Here is a 17,704-nt window from a genome sequence, read left to right on the forward strand (position 1 = left end):
CCATGACCACCCGACGCCGTTTTTTAACCATCAGCGCAGCTGCCATCGCGCTTCCCAAGGCCTTGCATGCCGAAGCTCTCTACATGTGGCAAGGCACGGCCCTTGGTGCGCGGGCAACGCTACGGCTGGCACACCCTGATGCCGAGGCGATCAGCGCGCGCGTTGCCGCCGAGATATCCCGTCTTGAGGGTATCTTCAGCCTCTTCCGGAAAGACAGCGCCCTGTCGCAGCTCAACCAAACTGCAAGGTTGCAGGAACCGCCTTTCGAGCTACTGGAGTGTCTTTCGCTGGCCAACGCGGTTTACTCTGCCAGCGGTGGGCGGTTTGATCCGACCATCCAGCCGCTCTGGGCGGCCTATGCCGAGGCTTTAGCTATTGAAAAGCTGCCAAGCAAGAATGCCCTGAAAGAAGCTAGAGCGTTAACGGGCTGGACGCATGTCGCGTTCGACACATCAAGCGTTACGATGCGCCCGGGAATGGCGCTCACATTAAACGGCATCGCGCAGGGCTATATCGCTGACCGCGTGGCTGAATTGCTCGAAGCGGAAGGCCTAACAAATATTCTGATCGACACCGGCGAGTTTCGCGCCTTGGGCACGCAACCTGACGGAACTGCGTGGCCAATCAAGCTTGCGGCAGGTGGCGAAGTGCCTCTTACTATGCGCGCCCTTGCGACGTCTGCGCCGCTTGGCACAACCTTTGACGAGGCCGCAAAACTTGGACACATCCTTGACCCGCGCTCGGGGCTACCGTCAAAGGCCAACTGGCGGGAGATAACGGTTTCTGCCCGGTCAGCGGCCCTGGCTGACGCTCTGTCCACCAGTGCATGTCTGTTTGCAACGCGAAGCGAGATCGTCAGTTGTCTGTCGCGCTTCAAAGGCAGCCGTCTTGAGGCAAGTCGCACAATGTAGCCGCGCTAGAAGCATTCGACTTCCGCTAGAATTTGGCCAAGGATCGCGGTTATCATTTCGGCATCCTCCTCCTCTAGGGTGAGCGGCGGGCGGATCTTGAGGATATTGTCTTTGGGCCCTTCACTGCCGATAAGAATGCGGTGTTCGCGCATGCGGTTTTTCACGTAGGAGCAAATTTCGGTTGCCTCTGATCCGTCAGGTTTTATCAGTTCAACGCCCAGGAAAAGCCCTATGCCACGCAGATCACCCACGCAGGCATGTTGCGTCTGTAGTGTTTGCAATCCTCTCATCAACAGCGTGCCGACTTGCTTGGCGTTGTCTTGGAGGTGTTCGTCGTCGACGATGTCGAGCACTTCTTTGCCAAGACGGCAAGACAGCGTTGAGCCCCCAAAAGTCGAGAAAAATTCGATGCCGTTATCAAAGCTCTCGGCGATTTCGCGCGTTGTTACAAGCACAGCAAGAGGGTGCCCGTTGCCGATCGGCTTGCCCAACACGACGATATCAGGCTTGGCTTTCTGGTGCTCGAACCCGAAGTAAAATTCGCCGAGACGCCCGAGGCCTGTTTGCACCTCGTCAGCAATACAGACCCCGCCTGCGGCGCGAACTTTTTCGTAAACAGCGGCAAGGTATCCCTCAGGGGGGATGATCTGCCCGCCAACCGACGGGAAAGTTTCGGCGATAAAGCCAGCAAGCCCGTGGCCCTTTTGTTGCAGTGAAGCGATTGCCGGATCAACAAGATCAGCGAACTTCTGAGCGCGCTGCGCATCATCTCTACGGAAACTGCCACGGTAGTCATCTGCCACTTCGACAAGCTCGACCCAATCAGCTTGCCCAACCCCGTTTGGCTTGTTGAACTTGTAAGCCGAAACAGAAAGCGCGCCGGTGGTGTTGCCGTGATAGCCATGATCCGGCGTCACCATCCCGCGTGCTCCGGTATGCGCACGGGCCATGCGAAGGGCGAGTTCGTTGGCTTCGCTGCCTGAGTTGAGGAAAAAACAAACTTCCAGATGTTCTGGCATCTTGGAGAGGATTTTTTCGGCAAAGGCGGTCTGTGCAGGGTGCAAGTAACGGGTGTTGGTGTTCACGCGCTTTAGCTGGTCAGCGGCAATGGCTTGTATCCGCGGGTGCGCGTGTCCGACATGTGGAACATTGTTGTAAGCGTCCAGATAAGGACGCCCCCACTCATCAAACATATGATGTTTCCAACCGCGCACCAGCATCAGCGGGTCATCGTAAGTGAGGCTGAGGTTGCCACCGAAATGTGCATGGCGTTTGGCCAAAACGGCAGGTTTTTCGGTCGGCTGGTAGCAGACCTTGCGGTCAGGCACATTGAGCAATGCGGCGGGGTTCGGACAGATCGCTTCCCACATATACATCTCGTCAGGGTCACCGACACCGGGCCAGTCAGCTTCGATGCCTTCGGTCGTTAATGCCAGTTGAAAATGCACATGCGGGGCCCACCCGCCGTTCATGCTCGGATCACCCAAACGGCAGAACTCGGCGCCTTGTTCCACCACATCACCGGGCTTCAACCGGTTGAGAAACTCGGGGTCAAGATGTCCGTAAAGCGTATAGAACGAGTCTCCTTCTGGAGTTTGGTGCCGCAGAATGATCACCCCTCCGTAGTCAAGGTGACCTGCGCGATATTCGGCAACAAACACTTCGCCGCGCAAGGGGGCAAACAGCGTACGACCAGCAGGTGCAAAGGCATCAACCGCCAAATGAACAGTGCGCCGGTCGCTGGCTTTCCATGGCCCTTTGCGAAAGGCAGGTTCTGCATATATCAGCCTTGGCTCATAGTAATAACCCAGCCAAATACGCCCGCCGTCTTCAAACTCCTCTCCGACTTTTGCGGCTTCCTCAAGCGGCATGTGAAACGGGTTTTGCGGCCATGTCGAGTTCTCAACCGAAAGTGACCCCATTGGCGCATCACTGATATCGCTGCCCATAAGAGGTGCAAAATGACCGCGCTGTTGCTCAAGCCAGGCCAGCACACGATCAGCGCCGTCGACCACGGGCAAGCCGCAGGCAGCACGCAGTCGGGCGCTCAGCAAATCGGCATGAATTGTGTTGTCGGTGAGAAAGCGCCAAGCCGGTGCTTGCGAGACAGTAACGTATGGGTCGTCAGGGTTTTCGGCGGCCATCATGGTCGAGTTTACAACGCTGACTGCGAGCCGCATGCGCAGCAATGGCCAGAGCATGTCGAGCTCGGTTGTGCTGAGAGGGTAGGTCGCGTGATACCCCGCAACCAGTGCTGCGAGGGCGGCCTCTGGTGCCGGATGGTCAAGCACGATGTAAGCGGCGGCGATTGCCAGATCGCAAATCCTTGGCGCTTTGCACATGTCGCCAAGATCAATCAGCCCCGAAACATAGCGCGGTTCCGACAATGCACCCGCGACAAGAATATTGTAATCGTTGGCATCATTGTGAACCGCCTGCGAGGGAAGCTTTGCAAGTGCCGCCTCAAGTTTGCTGAACTCGGCGGTGATATTCTCGATAATGTCACGGCGGGCCGCGTCTGTGATGCAGGCAAGTTGCGCGCTGACCCAACCGGCCTGCATTAGGTTCCACTTGAACGCGCGGTCAAGCCCGTCATGTTGGAAGTCAGCCAATACCTTTGCAGCATTGCCAAGCACTTGGCCGAGATCATGGATCAGCGCATTGCTTTTAGGGGCGGCAAGGGCGTAGCACCGGCCGGGCAACTGCTCTAGCACCCAAACCAAGCGCGCGTTTGCTGCTTCATCGGGTATTGTCAGACAGGCTTGGTTGTTGCTCGTGCGGATCACTTTTGGGCACGGCAGGCCGGTCTGCTGCGTCGAGATGTGCTCAAATGCTTTAACTTGCATATCGACCAACCAAGCCTCGCAATCCGGGCGCATGGCCTTCAGGATAAACCCTTGTCCATCGCCCCCGATAGCGAGAAAATTAAGGTCATACTCGCCGTCAAGCCGGGTTAGCTCGGCCTCGATGCCCCAGTGCTCTTTGAGAGCAGCTTGCCAATGTCTAACTTGTTGCATGTTGCCATCGGCTTTCATTTTGATACGCCTCTACGGTTGCTTGGCCCTAGCTTTTGATGGTCGCGGCAGGTTTTGTTGTCAAGCAAAGTGACGTGTTGTCAGCGCTTGCCCGTGCAGACCCAGCAGATAGTTGACGATACGCGCGTGGGGTAGCCGTGCTGCACTGGTTCGGCTCTCTGAACTCAACCAACGCGCGGCAAATTCAGACCAGATCACCAAGAATTTGACGAACCTGCAAAATATCTTCAGGGCGTGACAATGAAGGGGCATGGCCGCAATCCTCGATCAATGTGTGATCGGGCTTAGGGCCGGTTGCGATCATTTGGCCTAGGATATCCGGCGTCAGCAAGTCAGAGTTTGCACCGCCGATCACATGTGTCGGTGTAGTGATACGCGCCCATTGATCCCAAGTTGCCAGTTCTTCGGCCTTGGCATTCAGTTGCTGCACAATGGCCGGATCGTAATGTAGTGTCAGCCGCCCGTCCGAGCGACGCCGCAATGACGTGCGGGTCATCCGTTGCCAAAACGTATCCGACGCCGGGCCAAAGGGAGCGTAAGCGCTGCGCAGCCAGAATTCGGCCTGACGGTAGCTGTCAAAATGCGGAGGGTTGCCAACGTAGGACATGATCCGCTCGACTGCGGATTGCGGCACTTCGGGCCCGACATCATTGATCAGCAGGCATCTAAGCCTGTCGCCCTGACTGCTCGAAGCCAATCGCATTCCGATCTGCCCGCCCATCGAGGTTCCCAACCACGCAGCACTTTCAATGCCGTAATGATCCAGCAAGTCAGTGGCGATGCCAGCGTAGTATTCTAACGTGTACTCCCCGTCGGGCGCAGATGCCCAGCTCGAGCGTCCGCGGCCAATCATGTCAGGGCATAGAACAAAGTAATCATCCGACAGTGCTGAAGCGATCTCATCAAAATCGCGACCGGTGCGTGCCAAGCCGTGCATCATAACGATCACCGGAGCGCTCTTTGCGCCCCATTCAGTGACGTGGATTTCGTGGTCCATCACCGGCACTAAAGAAAAGCTTGGGCTGTTCATGTGCGCGTGCCTCTCAGCATCAATGTGCCAACGATCCCTTTGGGAAAGAAGTAGACAAGCAGGATGAAGATTATGCCAAGCCAGAACAGCCAGCGATCAGGTGCGAGCAATTCGGGCAGCAGCGGAATGCCGTGAAGCGCTTCTGAAGCTGCGCCCATCAGGTCGCGCAGGTAGTATTGCGCCATGACCAGCAGCACCGCTCCGACAACCGCGCCCCACATTGTGCCCATGCCACCGATGACCACCATCAGCAAAATGTCGATCATAATATGGAAAGCCAATGCGGTGTCCGGCCCGGTGTATTTCAGCCAGACAGCGTAGACCGATCCGGCCAGAGACGCGACAACCGCCGCCAAACAGAACACAAACGTCCGGTAGGCCACCACACGATAGCCCATCGCCTCGGCCCGTGCTTCGTTCTCTCTGATCGCCATGAGCACCGTTCCGAGCGGCGAAACCGTGATGCGCAAGAGCACAAGAAACAGCGCCAGTGACGAGGCAAACACAAAGTAGTAGCCAGCGAGTTTGCCATTCAGTTTGACGCCAAACCAGCGCACGACTTTGCCGTCATCATCAACCATCAGCTTGGTCGCCGTCTTGAAGATATCAGGCGCGCGGTAGGTGATACCGTCTTCACCACCGGTGATCTGGCTAAGCTGTGATGCAAGCACCAACACCACCGATGCCGCCGCAAGCGTGATCATCGCAAAGAAGATCGCTTTGACCCGCAGGCTGATGAGGCCGATCACAGTTGCGACCACAAGTGACACCAGAACGCCTGCAAGAGCGCCAAGCGCGACAGCGTCCCAGCCCGGGCCCATCTGTTTGAGTGCGATCGCCGCGCCGTAAGCGCCAAAGCCAAAGAACATCGTATGGGCAAAGCTGACGATGCCTGTGTAACCGATCAGCAAGTCGTAGCTGGCCACCAACACGATAAAGATACAGATACGCGCTGCCACTTCGAGCGCTCGAATGTCCTGAAACAGGAAGGGTGCGAACAACAGCAATGCTGCAATGATGAGCATAGTTGTTTTCACGGCGATGGTCCCGAATGATTGCTTCATCTCTGCCTCACTTAACCGCGGGTTTCAGGCCACTGGGCCGCCACATCAGAATTGCCATCATCAGGATCATGTTTGATGCCAGAGCGAGTTTGGGTGTCAAATAGCCGACATAGTTTGCTGTCAGCCCGACGATGATTGCGCCAAGTAAAGTGCCCTCGATCGAGCCCAGGCCGCCGATGATCACGACGATGAACACCACGATCATCATCTCGCCGCCAAGCGCCGGTGTGATGAGCGTTTCATAGCCTGCCCACATCGCCCCGCCGAGCGCAGCCAAGGCGCTGCCCAACATGAACACGCCGATGAACAGCCGGTTGATCTTGAAGCCGAGCGCCTCAACCATCTCGCGGTTTTCGACACCCGCGCGGATGAGCAGCCCGATACGGGTGCGGTTGAGCAGGATCATCAAGCCGGCAAACACGTAGGCTCCGAGAGCAAAGGCGAACAGGCGATAAACCTCGATGCTTACATCGCCGATGATCCATGCGCCCTCCAAAAAGCCGGGCCGCAGAACGGTGATCGGAGTGCCGCCCCAGACCGCAAGGATGATCTGCTCTGACACGATCAACGCGCCCATGGTGATCAGGATTTGCCGCAGGTGATCTTGATAAACAGGCCGGATGATCACTGTTTCAAAGAACAGCCCGACCGCAAGCCCGAAGGCTATGGCCGCGAGCAAAGCCAGCATCAGCGCGGCAGAGGCCAGAACCACCGAGTCGCTACCGAGCCAACTGCTCAAGCCCGCCAGCACCGAGGCTGCAACAAATGCGCCGAAGCTGACAAAGGCCGAATGACCAAAGTTCATCACATCCATCAGGCCAAACACGAGCGAAAGCCCCGAAGCCATCAAAAACAGCATCATGCCCATCGCTAGGCCCGCAACAGTCAGCGTAACCCATGAAGACGGCGCGCCGATCAGCACAAAGGCGACGGCCCCCAATGCAACGGGCAACAGGTATACGCCGCCGAAGCGGCCCAGAGTATCGGAAAGTTTGTCCATGAAACCCCTCATGCTGAAAGACCCAACAGTTGGCCTTGTAGGTCAGTGTCAGCTGAAAAATCGGCCATCGTTCCGCTGTGCACCACGCGGCCGTCTTCGATCACGGCCATGTCGCGGCCAAGGTTGCGCGCGAAGTTGAAGTTTTGCTCGACCAACAAGATCGTGGCGCTTTGTGCTATCTCGCGGAACGCCTCGCCCATCGCTGCGACGATAGAAGGCGCCAGCCCTTTGGTTGGCTCGTCGATCAGGATAAGGGCGCGCGGCTCGATGATGGCACGGGCAACCGAAAGCATTTGTTTTTGACCGCCCGACAGGCTCCAGGCCTGCTTGCTCCAGAATTGCTCAAGCGCGGGAAACAGCTCATAGATGCGGCGCAGGCGGGCTTGGTCGAACTTGCCTTTGGCGGTTGCCAGAACCAGATTTTCCTCAACAGTCAGCCCGCCGAAGATACCCATGTTTTCTGGCACAAAAGCGATGCCAAGGCGGGAAATATCAGCAGTCGCCATTCCGGCGATATCCTGCCCCTTAAACTGCACTGATCCGGGTGAGGGCTGCCACAGCCCCATGATCGAACGCAGCGTTGTTGTCTTGCCTGCGCCATTGCGGCCCAGCAAAACAAACACACCGCCCTCGGGCACATCAAAGCTAACATCGTGCAGCACGGCATATTGCCCGATATTGGTTTTCATTTTCCGAACGGAAAGAAGTGTCATGCCGTCTCCTCCGTCGCGGTGCCCAAGTAAACATCGCGCACGATTTGGCTGGCCATGACCTCGTCAGGCGCGCCGTCGGCAAGCAACTCACCGTTGTGCAACACGATGATGCGGTCGGCCAAGGCGCGCACCACGTCCATTTTATGCTCGACAAGCAACACGGTTTTTGTCGGGTCGGATTTGATCTGGGCAATCAGCTCAAGAACGGCGGGGGCCTGATCGAGCGACATGCCAGCAGTTGGTTCGTCAAACATATAGATGTCAGGTTCCATCGCCATGAGCAGGGCAACTTCGAGCTTGCGTTGGTCACCATGCGGCAGCGCGGCTGCTGTCATTGCTGCTTTGTCAGTCAGATGTGCAGCTTCCAGATACTTCTGCGCATCTGTCGTTAGCGCGGTCAGGCTTTCAGCAGGGCGAAAGAGGCGCCAGCCAGCGCCCGAGCGGGCCTGCACGGCGAGGCGGATGTTTTCCAACACAGTCAGTTGCGGAAACAGGTTTGTCAGCTGAAAGGCGCGGCCAATACCGTGTTTGGCACGCGTCGAAGGCGACATGCGGGTGATATCAAGATTACCCTTATGAATGCTGCCTGCACTCGCGGGAAGCTGGCCTGAAATCAGGTTGAAATAAGTCGTTTTGCCTGCGCCATTCGGGCCCACGATCACCGTGGTTTCGCCGGGGTGAAAACTGCAGGAAACGTTGTTGACCGCGACATGGCCGCCAAAGCGGATCGTCAGATCTGCGGTCGTAAGAGAGGGCTGGGGCATGAAACTCGCCTGAAGCTAGAGGGGTGTCCGGCCCACCGCATTTGGCGGGCCGGAGCGTCCGTCACTTGCTGTTGTCGCGACCGATGGGAATGTTCATCTCGTCGGCTTCGATGATGCGCACGAGATCAGGGATCGCCCAATCAACGTCATCATCAACACGGATTTTGAAGTGCACCATAGATTGCAATGCCTGATGGTCTTCAGGGCGGAATGTCATTTCACCCTTCGGGCTATCCCATGACATGCCTTCCATCGCGGCGATCAAGTCATCGGTTTCGTAGCTTTCGGCTGTTTCAAGCGCTTTGACGACAGCGAGAGCAGCGGCCATACCACCGGCGGTGAAGAAATCAGGTGGGCCATCAAAGCGTTCCTGATGGGTTTCGACCAACCACTTGTTCACAGGGTTGTCGTAGGCTTCGTAGTAGTAATACACAGCCCCTTCCATACCCGGGAAACGCTTGTATGTCGGCAGAACCGGCAGGATGTGACCACCCATCGAGATTTCGATGCCGTAGCGATCTGGGTCAAGCGCCTGAATTTTGCCAGGTGCATCACCGCCACCAGCAACATAGACCAGAATGACCTTGCGGCCTTCTTTGTCTTTCAATGCGTTGAACATACGCTCGGTTGCAGCTGTGAAGTCAGCGGTGCCTTGTGGCACATATTCCTCTGTCACGACAGTCGTGCCAGAGCCTTCAAGCGCGGCTTTGAACGCTGCGATGCCGTCGCGGCCAAAGGCGTAATCTTCGGCCAGTGTGGCAACAAACAGGTTTTCGTCAGGCTTGAGTGCCAAGGCCTGCGCCTGCATATCCATCGAGGAATTGCGCGATGTCTTGAAGATGTAACGGTTGCTGTCGGGGCCTGTCAGGCTGTCGGCAACGGCTGGCTCGACGATGAGGATTTTTTCGTATTCCTCGGCGATCGGCAGCATGCCTTTGGTCACACCAGACGAGGTAGCACCCACAGCCAGCAACACTTCGTCGTCGCCGTAAGCCTCGGCCAATACGGCGCGTGCCACGTCGGGTTTGAATTGCGTGTCCTTGATGATCACTTCAATCGGGCGACCTTTGACTTCGTTGGTGCCTTGGGTTGCATACTCCAAGCCCAACTCGAAGCCTGTCTGGGCCTGCTTTGAAAAAGCTTCAAAGCTTGAGCCAGAGAGACCGTGCACCAGTGCGATTTTGATAGGATCTTGTGCCCATGCGGCGCCTGCAAAGACGACGGATGCGACTAAGGTAGCGGCGAACCGCTTTACTGTATTCATGATTTCCTCCCTTGTCGGCGGCGCCTACGGTTGCGTGAGCCCTGCCGGTCGTTTACGTGTAACCCTAGCATCGGGAACTTAATCAAACGGGGCAAGAGCGTGGAAATACGTATCGACGACGCCTTTGAAAACGGCCAGTTTGCCGAACTTGCCTTTACCTATGCACCAGTTGGATTGGTGGTGACGGAAAACCGCGTGATCCGCGACTGCAACCCCGCTTTTGCTGACATGTTCGGCTATCAGCCAGACGATCTTCGCGATCAGGTCTTCGCGATCCTCTATCCGTCGGATGAGGAGTTTGTGAACATCCGCGACAGGGGCGTCAAGCAGCTGCGCGAGACCAACCGCTACTGGGACGAGCGCATCATGGCGCGTAAAGACGGCACACTGTTTTGGTGTCGGGTGCGCGGTCATTCCTTCACCCCTGAAGATCCGCTCGCACGCGCTGTCTGGAGCTTTGCTGATCTTAGCGCTGAGCGGCCCTACTCTCCGCTGACCCGCCGTGAACGCGAAATCCTGAGTTATCTAAGCGATGGGCTGACCAGTAAAGAAATCGCCTTGAAGCTGGATATATCTTACCGGACTGTCGAAGTTTACCGTGCCAAACTTTTGCGCAAGTTCGGAGTGAACAACACCAGCGGGCTTTTCCAATCCATGGGTGGGATCGACGGCGACCATGTCGTCTCGGCGTCAGACCAAACCTGAGGTATTCATATCGACCTCGTGCAGACGCGTTCGTCACAGCTCGAAACCTTGGCTGAGCATGTCGCGGAAATGCATCCACTCCGACAGCATGCTGCCAGTAAATATCTACTGAATGCCAAAGCCTCAAACTCTTGCTATAGCGGCCGAGTGGCTCCGTATCACCAGTTTAAGCTGGCTTCGCAGAAAAGCGGAGCACAGCCGGTTCGCTGCGGTTGGACCGCCGTTCAGCGTCTAACGCCGAACGAAGGCAACGTTAGGCAAACGCCCGCGCTAGGGCCTGTTCAAGATCATAGATTAGATCATCTGCATCCTCGATTCCGATGGACAAGCGCAGCAACTGTGGGTGAACAGGAAACCCTTCGCCGGACACGGTCTTGCGATGCTCGACAAGGCTTTCGACGCCGCCTAGTGACGTGGCGGGGTAAAAGAGTTGGCAAAAGCGGGTAACGTCAATGGCATTCTGTTCGGTACCTTTGATGATGATCGACATCATACCGCCAAACTGACCATCGGTTTGCCGTTTGGCAACCTCGTGACCCGGATCAGAGGCAAGTCCGGGATACAACACTTTTTCGATATGGGGATGGCCATCAAAGTGTTTGGCGAGCGACATAGCATTCTGACACGCGCGTTCAACCCGCAAGAACAGCGTTCGCATTCCTCGGATGAGCAACCAAGCGTCCTGCGAATGCAGCACCGTACCTTGCAGCTTGCGCACCCAAAAAATGTCGTCCCAATACTGACCAGTCTCTTTGACTGACAAAACGCCCGCCGTGACGTCGGAATGCCCGTTCAGATACTTCGTTGCCGAATGGAACGAAATATCCGCCCCGAGATCGAGTGAACGTGTCATTGATGGTGGTGTACCGGTGCAATCGGCCATCAACTTTGCGCCGGCTGCGTGGGCAATTTCTGCAGCGGCTGCAATGTCGGTGACTTCCCAATTCGGGTTGTTCGGTGTTTCTACCCAGACAAGCTGTGTTTCGCCTTTGCGCACAGCCTTGGCCATCTCTTCCAAATTGCCGGCCGCATAGTAACTGACGACGATACGCTTATTTTCTTCATATTTTTGGATTTGCTGCAAAACACCATGATACATCACCTTGGGAACGACGACATGTGCGCCCGTTGGTAGGTGTTCTATCACCGCGGTGCAGGCCGACATGCCTGACGAGAACAGCAGTGATTCCGCTGCATTCTCAAGTTCCGCAATAATCGCTTCCGCGTGGGCCGTCGTCTGGCTGCCATCGCGGCGATACCAATAAGGCTTGCGGATCTCATAGTTTTCGTCACGCGCATATGTGGCCGTTGGCTGGATCGACGGCACGACCGCTCCTGTTTCAGGCTCAACAAAGTGCAGCGCTTGTGCCACGCGCGTCATGATTGACTGCTTGCGATTGCTCTGTTCGGTCATGGCTAATTTCCTTTTGTTCGATGCGCTACAAATTTGGCGCAGTGTCTGTCTTTACGTTTAAGTGGCCTCGTCCCGTATCGCAAACTCGATATTGAGAGAAGTTAATCCTGCGCCTTTTTTGTGGAAGTCGCGAAGATAAAGAAGAGGCCAGTGGTGAAAAAACCGGCGACTGCTGTCAGATAGAGCAAATAGGCTTCCATGGGGCGCGGCTCAGCGTTGAGCCCGTCGAAGTTGAGCCCGTCGAAACTGTCAAACAGAACGAGCTTGTGGGTCTTGGTGAAAGTGCTACCCGATAAGGTGGTCACGCCACTAAAGCGCGTTGCCTTTTTTTAAGCAGGTTTCCACCCAACCGTCAGGCGTTGGTGTGTAGAGATAGGGTGTCGTATTGGCGGGCGACGGGCCGTGGGCGTTGCCACCCGTCAACTCACGAACCGCACGGATAACGCCGGAATGGGCGACAAATACTGATAGCCCCTTGTTCACACGGCTTTGCGCACGGGTTATTTCGGTGCCGACTCGAGCAATCATGTCTGCCCATGCTTCGCCGTCTTCTGGCGTCTCGTCTCTCTTTGGAGCCTCGGAAACGGGGCGGCCTTCATACACCCCCCAGTCTCTCTCTCGCAACCCATCCAGCGTGATGATGGTCGCTTTGGGGAAGGCAAGACTTGCGGTGTCTTGCGCTCGCTGTTGGGGGCTTGCAAAAAGCATCATGTCCTTTGGCCATTGCCAGCCACTCAACTCGGCTGCGCTGCGGCGCCCTTCTTGCGTTAACTGTGCTTCAATGCGGCCTGCGATGAGAGCATCGCGGTTGGCGTTTGTCTGGCCGTGACGGATGACTACAAAGCGCTTCTGAGGTAAGTTCATAACGCCGATCTTTCGTGCAATATCAGATCCGCAGTTATGCGTGACTCAAGCAGATAGTCTTCGGGTTGAGAGCAAAACAGCGGAGCATACCGGCGTGCACCAAGCGCCTCGATCATGTTGATCTGGTCGGTCAGTGGCGGGTGCACGTTCCAACGCACAAACAACCCGCCTTGAGCAGCAATCGCCCGCGCATGGGCCGTCATGTGTCCGGTAAACAAAACCAGCGCATCATCTCCCAAGCGTCCATTGTCACGCCAGCCCTGAACGATCTGCCAAGCCATACCGGCATCTGCATTAGGTGTGTCGCAGATCAGGAATTGGGCTGTCGGGTCAAACGCGCAACCCAACAGAGTGGCCAGTTGGGAAGAAGCCTCGCTTAATGTGCCCGTCTCCAAGGCGCGGGTAATCGCTTGTCGGCAAGTGTCGTCGATCGACACATCGCCTTTGCGCATCAGGTGTAAAGCCAACTCACCCGCACGGCCGGATGGTGGCACGGGGAATAGGATTTGGCCGTCTGGCCTTTGCGCGAGCATCTTGTCCAAGGCATCTTTGCGTTGCTCTTGGGGGATGTCATCAAGGTGATATGAAGCATCAATCAGTGCAGTATGCGCTGGCGGTGGCCTGTCAAAGGCAAACCACTCGCTTTCTTCTGACCAATCCCCCGAGAAGAACAGTCCTTCGCCGAGGTCAAAGTGAAACCAAACCCCACCCAAAGCATGGCCATTGCGCCCCGTCGTGATGGTGACCCCGTCAATCACTGTTTGTCCGGTGTTGGGCAGCAGATGAATCTCGGCACCGGGAGGTAAAGCGTAGGCTGTCTCGGCGGTGCAATGGATAGGCAGACCTTCAGCAACGACATGCGCCGCCCCGCCGATGTGGTCGATATGATCATGGGTGACAAACACGCGGCTCGCGCCCTCAAGCCATTGGGGGTTGAACGGGGATGTTGCCTCTGGCCCAACACCCACATCAAGCACCCAAAGCGCTTTACCCGTCCAAAGGCGGATGCAGGCTGGCCCTTTTTCACCCATCCCTGACAAGACCTCGACCCAAGCTGTATCGACGATGGTCTCATCACGCATTGGTCAAACTCCGCATCGTTACAACATCTGCGTCAGGATCACGAAAAGCCCAAAGGTCATGCAGTTTGAGGCCTACTGTTTCGCCGATAGCTGCTCGGTGCATCGAGAAGGCAACAAGCGTCTCGCCAGCAGTATCGAGTGTCAGGCGGAAGCGACCACCTAGATACGTGCAGCTGATTACGCGTGCGCGCAAAGGAGCATCGTTGCTTAGAGTAATGGCTTCGGGGCGAATGCTGACATGGCTCGGCTCGGTCGTGGCACTGCGCGACAGAACCTCCTGGCCGAGAACATTCAGAATCAAGCTGTTGTTCTCGGAGCGTCCTGTCACGCGCGCAGATACAACGGCACCGTCACCAACAAAACCAGCGACAAAGCAATCGACCGGCTCGCGGTAGAGCACTTCCGGCGCGGCGAACTGGCGGATTCTACCGGCTTCCATTACGGCCACACGGTCAGCCAGCGCCAAGGCTTCGCCTTGATCGTGCGTGACATAGAGCATTGTCGCCTTGGTGCGGCGATGGAACATCGAGAACACCTCATGCATAGAGGCACGCAAGGCGAGATCGAGGTTAGCCAGCGGTTCATCCAGCAGAACGGCACTGGGGTCAAACACCAGACAACGGGCAAGGGCAACGCGTTGCCGCTGACCACCTGACAGCTGCGCGGGCATGCGCTCGCCCAAAGCGTTGAGGCCTGTCAACGAAAGCGCTTCTTTCACCCGCGCTTCACGCTCGGCACGCGGCACGCGGCGGACTTCAAGCGGATATGCGACATTGCCAAACACGCTCTTGTGCGGCCAAAGTGCGTAGGACTGAAACACGATCCCGATTTCTCGATCTTCGGGGGGCACGAAGGTTTTGGGGCTGGCAACAGTATTTCCGCCCAGCTTGATTTCGCCCTCTGTTGGATGTTCAAACCCTGCCGTCAGGCGCAGCAACGTCGTCTTGCCGCAGCCCGATGGCCCCAACAGCGCTACAAATTCACCAGAAGAGATTTGCGCGTTGATATCCTGTAAAGCCGACACGCCGTCGAACTCTTTTGAGACATTGGAAAACTCTAGCTCTGCCACGGGATAACTCCTTTTGGAAATTTGTCTGCGCCTGCCTGCACGAGCCCCATTAGCCCGACGATCAGCAGGACGATGGACATGGCGAGGGCTGAGGCCATCACCGTTTCGCCACTGTCTTCAAGGTTGTAGATGACGACGCCCAATGTCTCGGTGCCCGAAGACCAGAGCAGAGCGGAAACTGTCAGCTCGTTTACGGCTGTCAGGAACACAAGGATCGCACCTGCAGCGGCTGAAGGCGCGGCAAGCGGCAAGATGATGTCACGCAACCGCCGCCCGAGATGTGCGCCAACGCTTGCTGCCGCTTCTTCCATCGCTGGGTCAAGCTGGGCGATACTGGCTTGTATCGGGCGTAACATCACAACAAAAAACCGTGCCAGATAAGCTAGCAAGATAATCCAGATTGTGCCGTATAGCGTCAGGTCGGTGAACGGCAGGTTGATGAACGCCAAAATGCAGGCGATCGACAAAACGACACCGGGCAGCGCGTAGGGCAGATCAATCAGGGCATCCAGAAGGCGCGTCAAGTGACTAGACCGGCGCTCCATCAACCATGCAAGCGGCATGCTGACGACCAAGAGAACCGCCGCTGCGCCCGTGGCGAGCATGAGAGAGTTGGCGTAAGCGCGCCGTGTGACGGGCTGAGTAAGCAGCACTTCTTTCCACGCTTCAAGCGTGGCGTTCGAGAAGGTGAGCGTGACGCCGTATGCGGGGATAAGGGAGGTTGCACAAAGGGCCAGAAGCGGCAGGGCAAGGATCACAAAGATGAACGCCCACAACCCGATCTCGACAGGTCGCCGTGAAGCGCCGAGGTTGAGTGCCAGCGGTGTTCCGGACAGGCCCACAAGGCCAAAGCCGCGTTGCGAGAGCACATAACGGCTTAGCAGCACGCCGATGATAGCCACCGTGCCTATGACAAGTGAAAGGACTGCAACCTCGGGCAGCACGGAAGGCCCCATGCCGACAAGTCGCTGATAGATCAGAGTTGGCAATGTCGCATAGCCAGCAGGAATGCCGAGCATGGCGGGGATGCCGAAGTTTCCCAATGCCGTGACAAAAGCCATTGCGCTGCCTGCGATGAGTGAAGGCATGGACAGTGGCAGAACTGTCTGCGTCCAGACGCGGAGGGAACTCGCACCAGACATCCGCGCTGCCTCAACCAGATCGGCAGGGATCATGCGCAGGCCCGCACGAAGAGTCAAAAACACCAACGACGCATGCTGGATGCCTAGCAGCAGGATTATTCCACCGGGGGAGTGTAGCGGCTGAGGGCTGCCCAGCGGTGGCGCCAGCTCGAGCACTTTGAGGATTGTCGATGAAGGGCCCGCCATCTGCATCCATGCGAGCGCCGTTATCTGTGGGGGGATCATCATCGGGATCATCAGGCAAAAGACCAATGCGCCCTTGCCGCGAATGTCGGTGAGCGCAACGAGATAGGCAAAAGTTGACCCGATCAGGACAGATAGCAACGTTCCGCCGCCTGCCGTGATTAACGAGTGTTTTAGGGCTGTTCCCGTTGAAGGGCGTGCCAGCACTGTGGTTAGGTGTTCAGTGGTGAAGCCGTCGCCAAAGCCGATCCCTTCCAGCAACAAACGTGCCACTGGCCCAAGCGCGATGAATGCGATGGGCAGTAGCATAACAGGCAACAGCCGGTCTAATGACCGGCTGCTTAAACTTGGCTTGGTTTGGGGGGTCATTCGACGCCGAAGACCTTTGCAAATCGGGCTTTGTTTGCGTTTGCGTCAGCCAGTGCTTTGGCAGGGTCAAACGCCATCAGGTTAATGTCTGCACGTGCAGGGAAACCTTCGGGGCTGTCGACGCCGTTACGGGCAGGAATGTAGCCCATGTCCACCACCAGATTTTGGCCAACTTCACTCAACAAAAAGTCAACGAATTTTGTCGCGGCATCCATGTGCTCGGTGCCGGCCATGATTGCGACAGGCTCGGTCACATAGGATACGCCTTCTTTCGGGATCACAAAATCGACGGGCGAACCGTCGGCCTTGGCGCGAATTGCAAGGAAATCAACCAATACGCCGTAGGGTTTTTCGCCCGCTGCGACGGCTTTGAAAGTACCGCCATTGCCGCCTTCGGCGCGTGTATTATTTGCCGCGAGCGCTTCATAATATTCCCAGCCCAGACCTTCGGTACCAGTCAGGGTAGCAAGGTGGATCAAAGCAGCACCAGAATAGAGCGGCGAAGGCATTGCAACGAGGTTCGCCATTTCCGACTTCGCCAGATCGGCCCAAGACGTTGGCACCATTTCAGCGCCCGTGTTGTAGACGATGCCAGTCGTGATCAGCTTGGTTGAGTGATAAAAGCCCTCGGAGCTGTAAAGAGATGCATCATAGGCTGCGGCTTCTGGTGACTTATGCGCCGCCAGTTTGCCTTCTTGCGCCAAGCCTTCCAAAGTGACGGTATCTGCGATCAGAAGAACGTCTGCTTGTGGTTGACCCGCCTCCATTTCGGCAGCAACACGCGCCATCAGCTTGGTGGTGCCATCACGCACCCATTCGACGTCGATGTCAGGGTTTGCCGCTTCAAAGGCATCAACCGTTTTCTGCGCATCCGCGTTTGGTTGCGACGTATACAGGGTGAGTGTCTCTGCTGCTGCAAAGGTAGGAAGCGCCAGCGCAATAGTGGCAGCCAAAAGGGAACGTGACATCAATGTCTCCAGATAGGGATGTTTCAGAACGTTTAGGGAGATTCGCATCTCTCTCGCGCAAAGTAGCCAGCTTACGTGACAGCTTAGTGACAGATGCAAAACCCGAAGTTGCGAGCATTTTTGGCGG

At 56.7% G+C, this 17,704-nt stretch carries 16 protein-coding genes; 2 read left to right on the forward strand and 14 right to left on the reverse strand.

The window, feature by feature from the left end:
• The first annotated feature begins 2 nt into the window (after nt 1-2).
• Entirely contained in the window at nt 3-911 is a 909-nt protein-coding gene (locus KO498_RS02110; RefSeq protein WP_215958220.1) for an FAD:protein FMN transferase, read from the forward strand.
• A 5-nt stretch (nt 912-916) separates the two neighbouring features.
• Here KO498_RS02110 and KO498_RS02115 read toward each other — a convergent pair whose 3' ends face one another.
• From KO498_RS02115 to KO498_RS02145, 7 genes are all read right to left on the reverse strand, one after another.
• A complete protein-coding gene (locus KO498_RS02115) occupies nt 917-3,928 on the reverse strand; it encodes an aminotransferase class III-fold pyridoxal phosphate-dependent enzyme (RefSeq protein ID WP_215958221.1) in 3,012 nt (1,003 codons plus the stop codon).
• Nucleotides 3,929-4,130: 202 nt separating this feature from the next.
• Nucleotides 4,131-4,976, reverse strand: a complete 846-nt coding sequence (locus KO498_RS02120; protein WP_215958222.1) for an alpha/beta fold hydrolase — start codon at nt 4,974-4,976, stop codon at nt 4,131-4,133.
• On the reverse strand, nt 4,973-6,040 hold the full coding sequence (locus KO498_RS02125; RefSeq protein WP_215958223.1) for a branched-chain amino acid ABC transporter permease: 1,068 nt from the start codon (nt 6,038-6,040) through the stop codon (nt 4,973-4,975). The genes KO498_RS02120 and KO498_RS02125 overlap by 4 nt, the downstream gene beginning before the upstream one ends.
• 7 nt (nt 6,041-6,047) lie before the next feature.
• Nucleotides 6,048-7,040 carry a branched-chain amino acid ABC transporter permease gene (locus tag KO498_RS02130; protein ID WP_215958224.1) on the reverse strand — a complete coding sequence of 331 codons (993 nt, stop codon included), beginning with the start codon at nt 7,038-7,040 and terminating at the stop codon, nt 6,048-6,050.
• Between the two features lie 8 nt (nt 7,041-7,048).
• A complete protein-coding gene (locus tag KO498_RS02135) occupies nt 7,049-7,753 on the reverse strand; it encodes an ABC transporter ATP-binding protein (RefSeq protein ID WP_215958225.1) in 705 nt (234 codons plus the stop codon).
• Nucleotides 7,750-8,517 carry an ABC transporter ATP-binding protein gene (locus KO498_RS02140; RefSeq protein WP_215958226.1) on the reverse strand — a complete coding sequence of 256 codons (768 nt, stop codon included), beginning with the start codon at nt 8,515-8,517 and terminating at the stop codon, nt 7,750-7,752. The genes KO498_RS02135 and KO498_RS02140 overlap by 4 nt, the downstream gene beginning before the upstream one ends.
• A gap of 61 nt (nt 8,518-8,578) precedes the next feature.
• Complete coding sequence (locus KO498_RS02145; protein WP_215958227.1) at nt 8,579-9,781, reverse strand: substrate-binding domain-containing protein; 1,203 nt, start codon at nt 9,779-9,781, stop codon at nt 8,579-8,581.
• Nucleotides 9,782-9,880: 99 nt separating this feature from the next.
• Here KO498_RS02145 and KO498_RS02150 point away from each other — a divergent pair, with 99 nt between their 5' ends.
• Nucleotides 9,881-10,486 carry a LuxR C-terminal-related transcriptional regulator gene (locus KO498_RS02150; RefSeq protein ID WP_215958228.1) on the forward strand — a complete coding sequence of 202 codons (606 nt, stop codon included), beginning with the start codon at nt 9,881-9,883 and terminating at the stop codon, nt 10,484-10,486.
• 253 nt (nt 10,487-10,739) lie between these two features.
• Here the strand turns inward: KO498_RS02150 and KO498_RS02155 are convergent, their stop codons facing one another.
• The 7 genes from KO498_RS02155 to KO498_RS02185 all read right to left on the reverse strand — a co-directional run bounded on the left by KO498_RS02155 (nt 10,740) and on the right by KO498_RS02185 (nt 17,577).
• On the reverse strand, nt 10,740-11,900 hold the full coding sequence (locus tag KO498_RS02155; protein ID WP_215958229.1) for a trans-sulfuration enzyme family protein: 1,161 nt from the start codon (nt 11,898-11,900) through the stop codon (nt 10,740-10,742).
• A gap of 101 nt (nt 11,901-12,001) precedes the next feature.
• Nucleotides 12,002-12,205 carry a hypothetical protein gene (locus KO498_RS02160; RefSeq protein ID WP_215958230.1) on the reverse strand — a complete coding sequence of 68 codons (204 nt, stop codon included), beginning with the start codon at nt 12,203-12,205 and terminating at the stop codon, nt 12,002-12,004.
• A 4-nt stretch (nt 12,206-12,209) separates the two neighbouring features.
• Nucleotides 12,210-12,764, reverse strand: a complete 555-nt coding sequence (locus KO498_RS02165; protein ID WP_215958231.1) for a histidine phosphatase family protein — start codon at nt 12,762-12,764, stop codon at nt 12,210-12,212.
• Nucleotides 12,761-13,846 (reverse strand): MBL fold metallo-hydrolase, encoded by a 1,086-nt coding sequence (locus KO498_RS02170; protein ID WP_215958232.1) that lies wholly within the window; start codon nt 13,844-13,846, stop codon nt 12,761-12,763. Before KO498_RS02170 ends, KO498_RS02165 begins: the two co-directional genes overlap by 4 nt.
• Nucleotides 13,839-14,915, reverse strand: coding sequence for an ABC transporter ATP-binding protein (locus tag KO498_RS02175; RefSeq protein WP_215958233.1), 1,077 nt, complete (start codon nt 14,913-14,915; stop codon nt 13,839-13,841). Before KO498_RS02175 ends, KO498_RS02170 begins: the two co-directional genes overlap by 8 nt.
• Nucleotides 14,903-16,609 (reverse strand): ABC transporter permease, encoded by a 1,707-nt coding sequence (locus KO498_RS02180; protein ID WP_215958234.1) that lies wholly within the window; start codon nt 16,607-16,609, stop codon nt 14,903-14,905. Before KO498_RS02180 ends, KO498_RS02175 begins: the two co-directional genes overlap by 13 nt.
• Entirely contained in the window at nt 16,606-17,577 is a 972-nt protein-coding gene (locus KO498_RS02185; protein WP_215958235.1) for an ABC transporter substrate-binding protein, read from the reverse strand. Before KO498_RS02185 ends, KO498_RS02180 begins: the two co-directional genes overlap by 4 nt.
• Between the last annotated feature and the right edge of the window lie 127 nt (nt 17,578-17,704).

It is taken from the genome of Lentibacter algarum, from assembly GCF_018860975.1.
GTDB lineage: Bacteria > Pseudomonadota > Alphaproteobacteria > Rhodobacterales > Rhodobacteraceae > Lentibacter > Lentibacter algarum_A.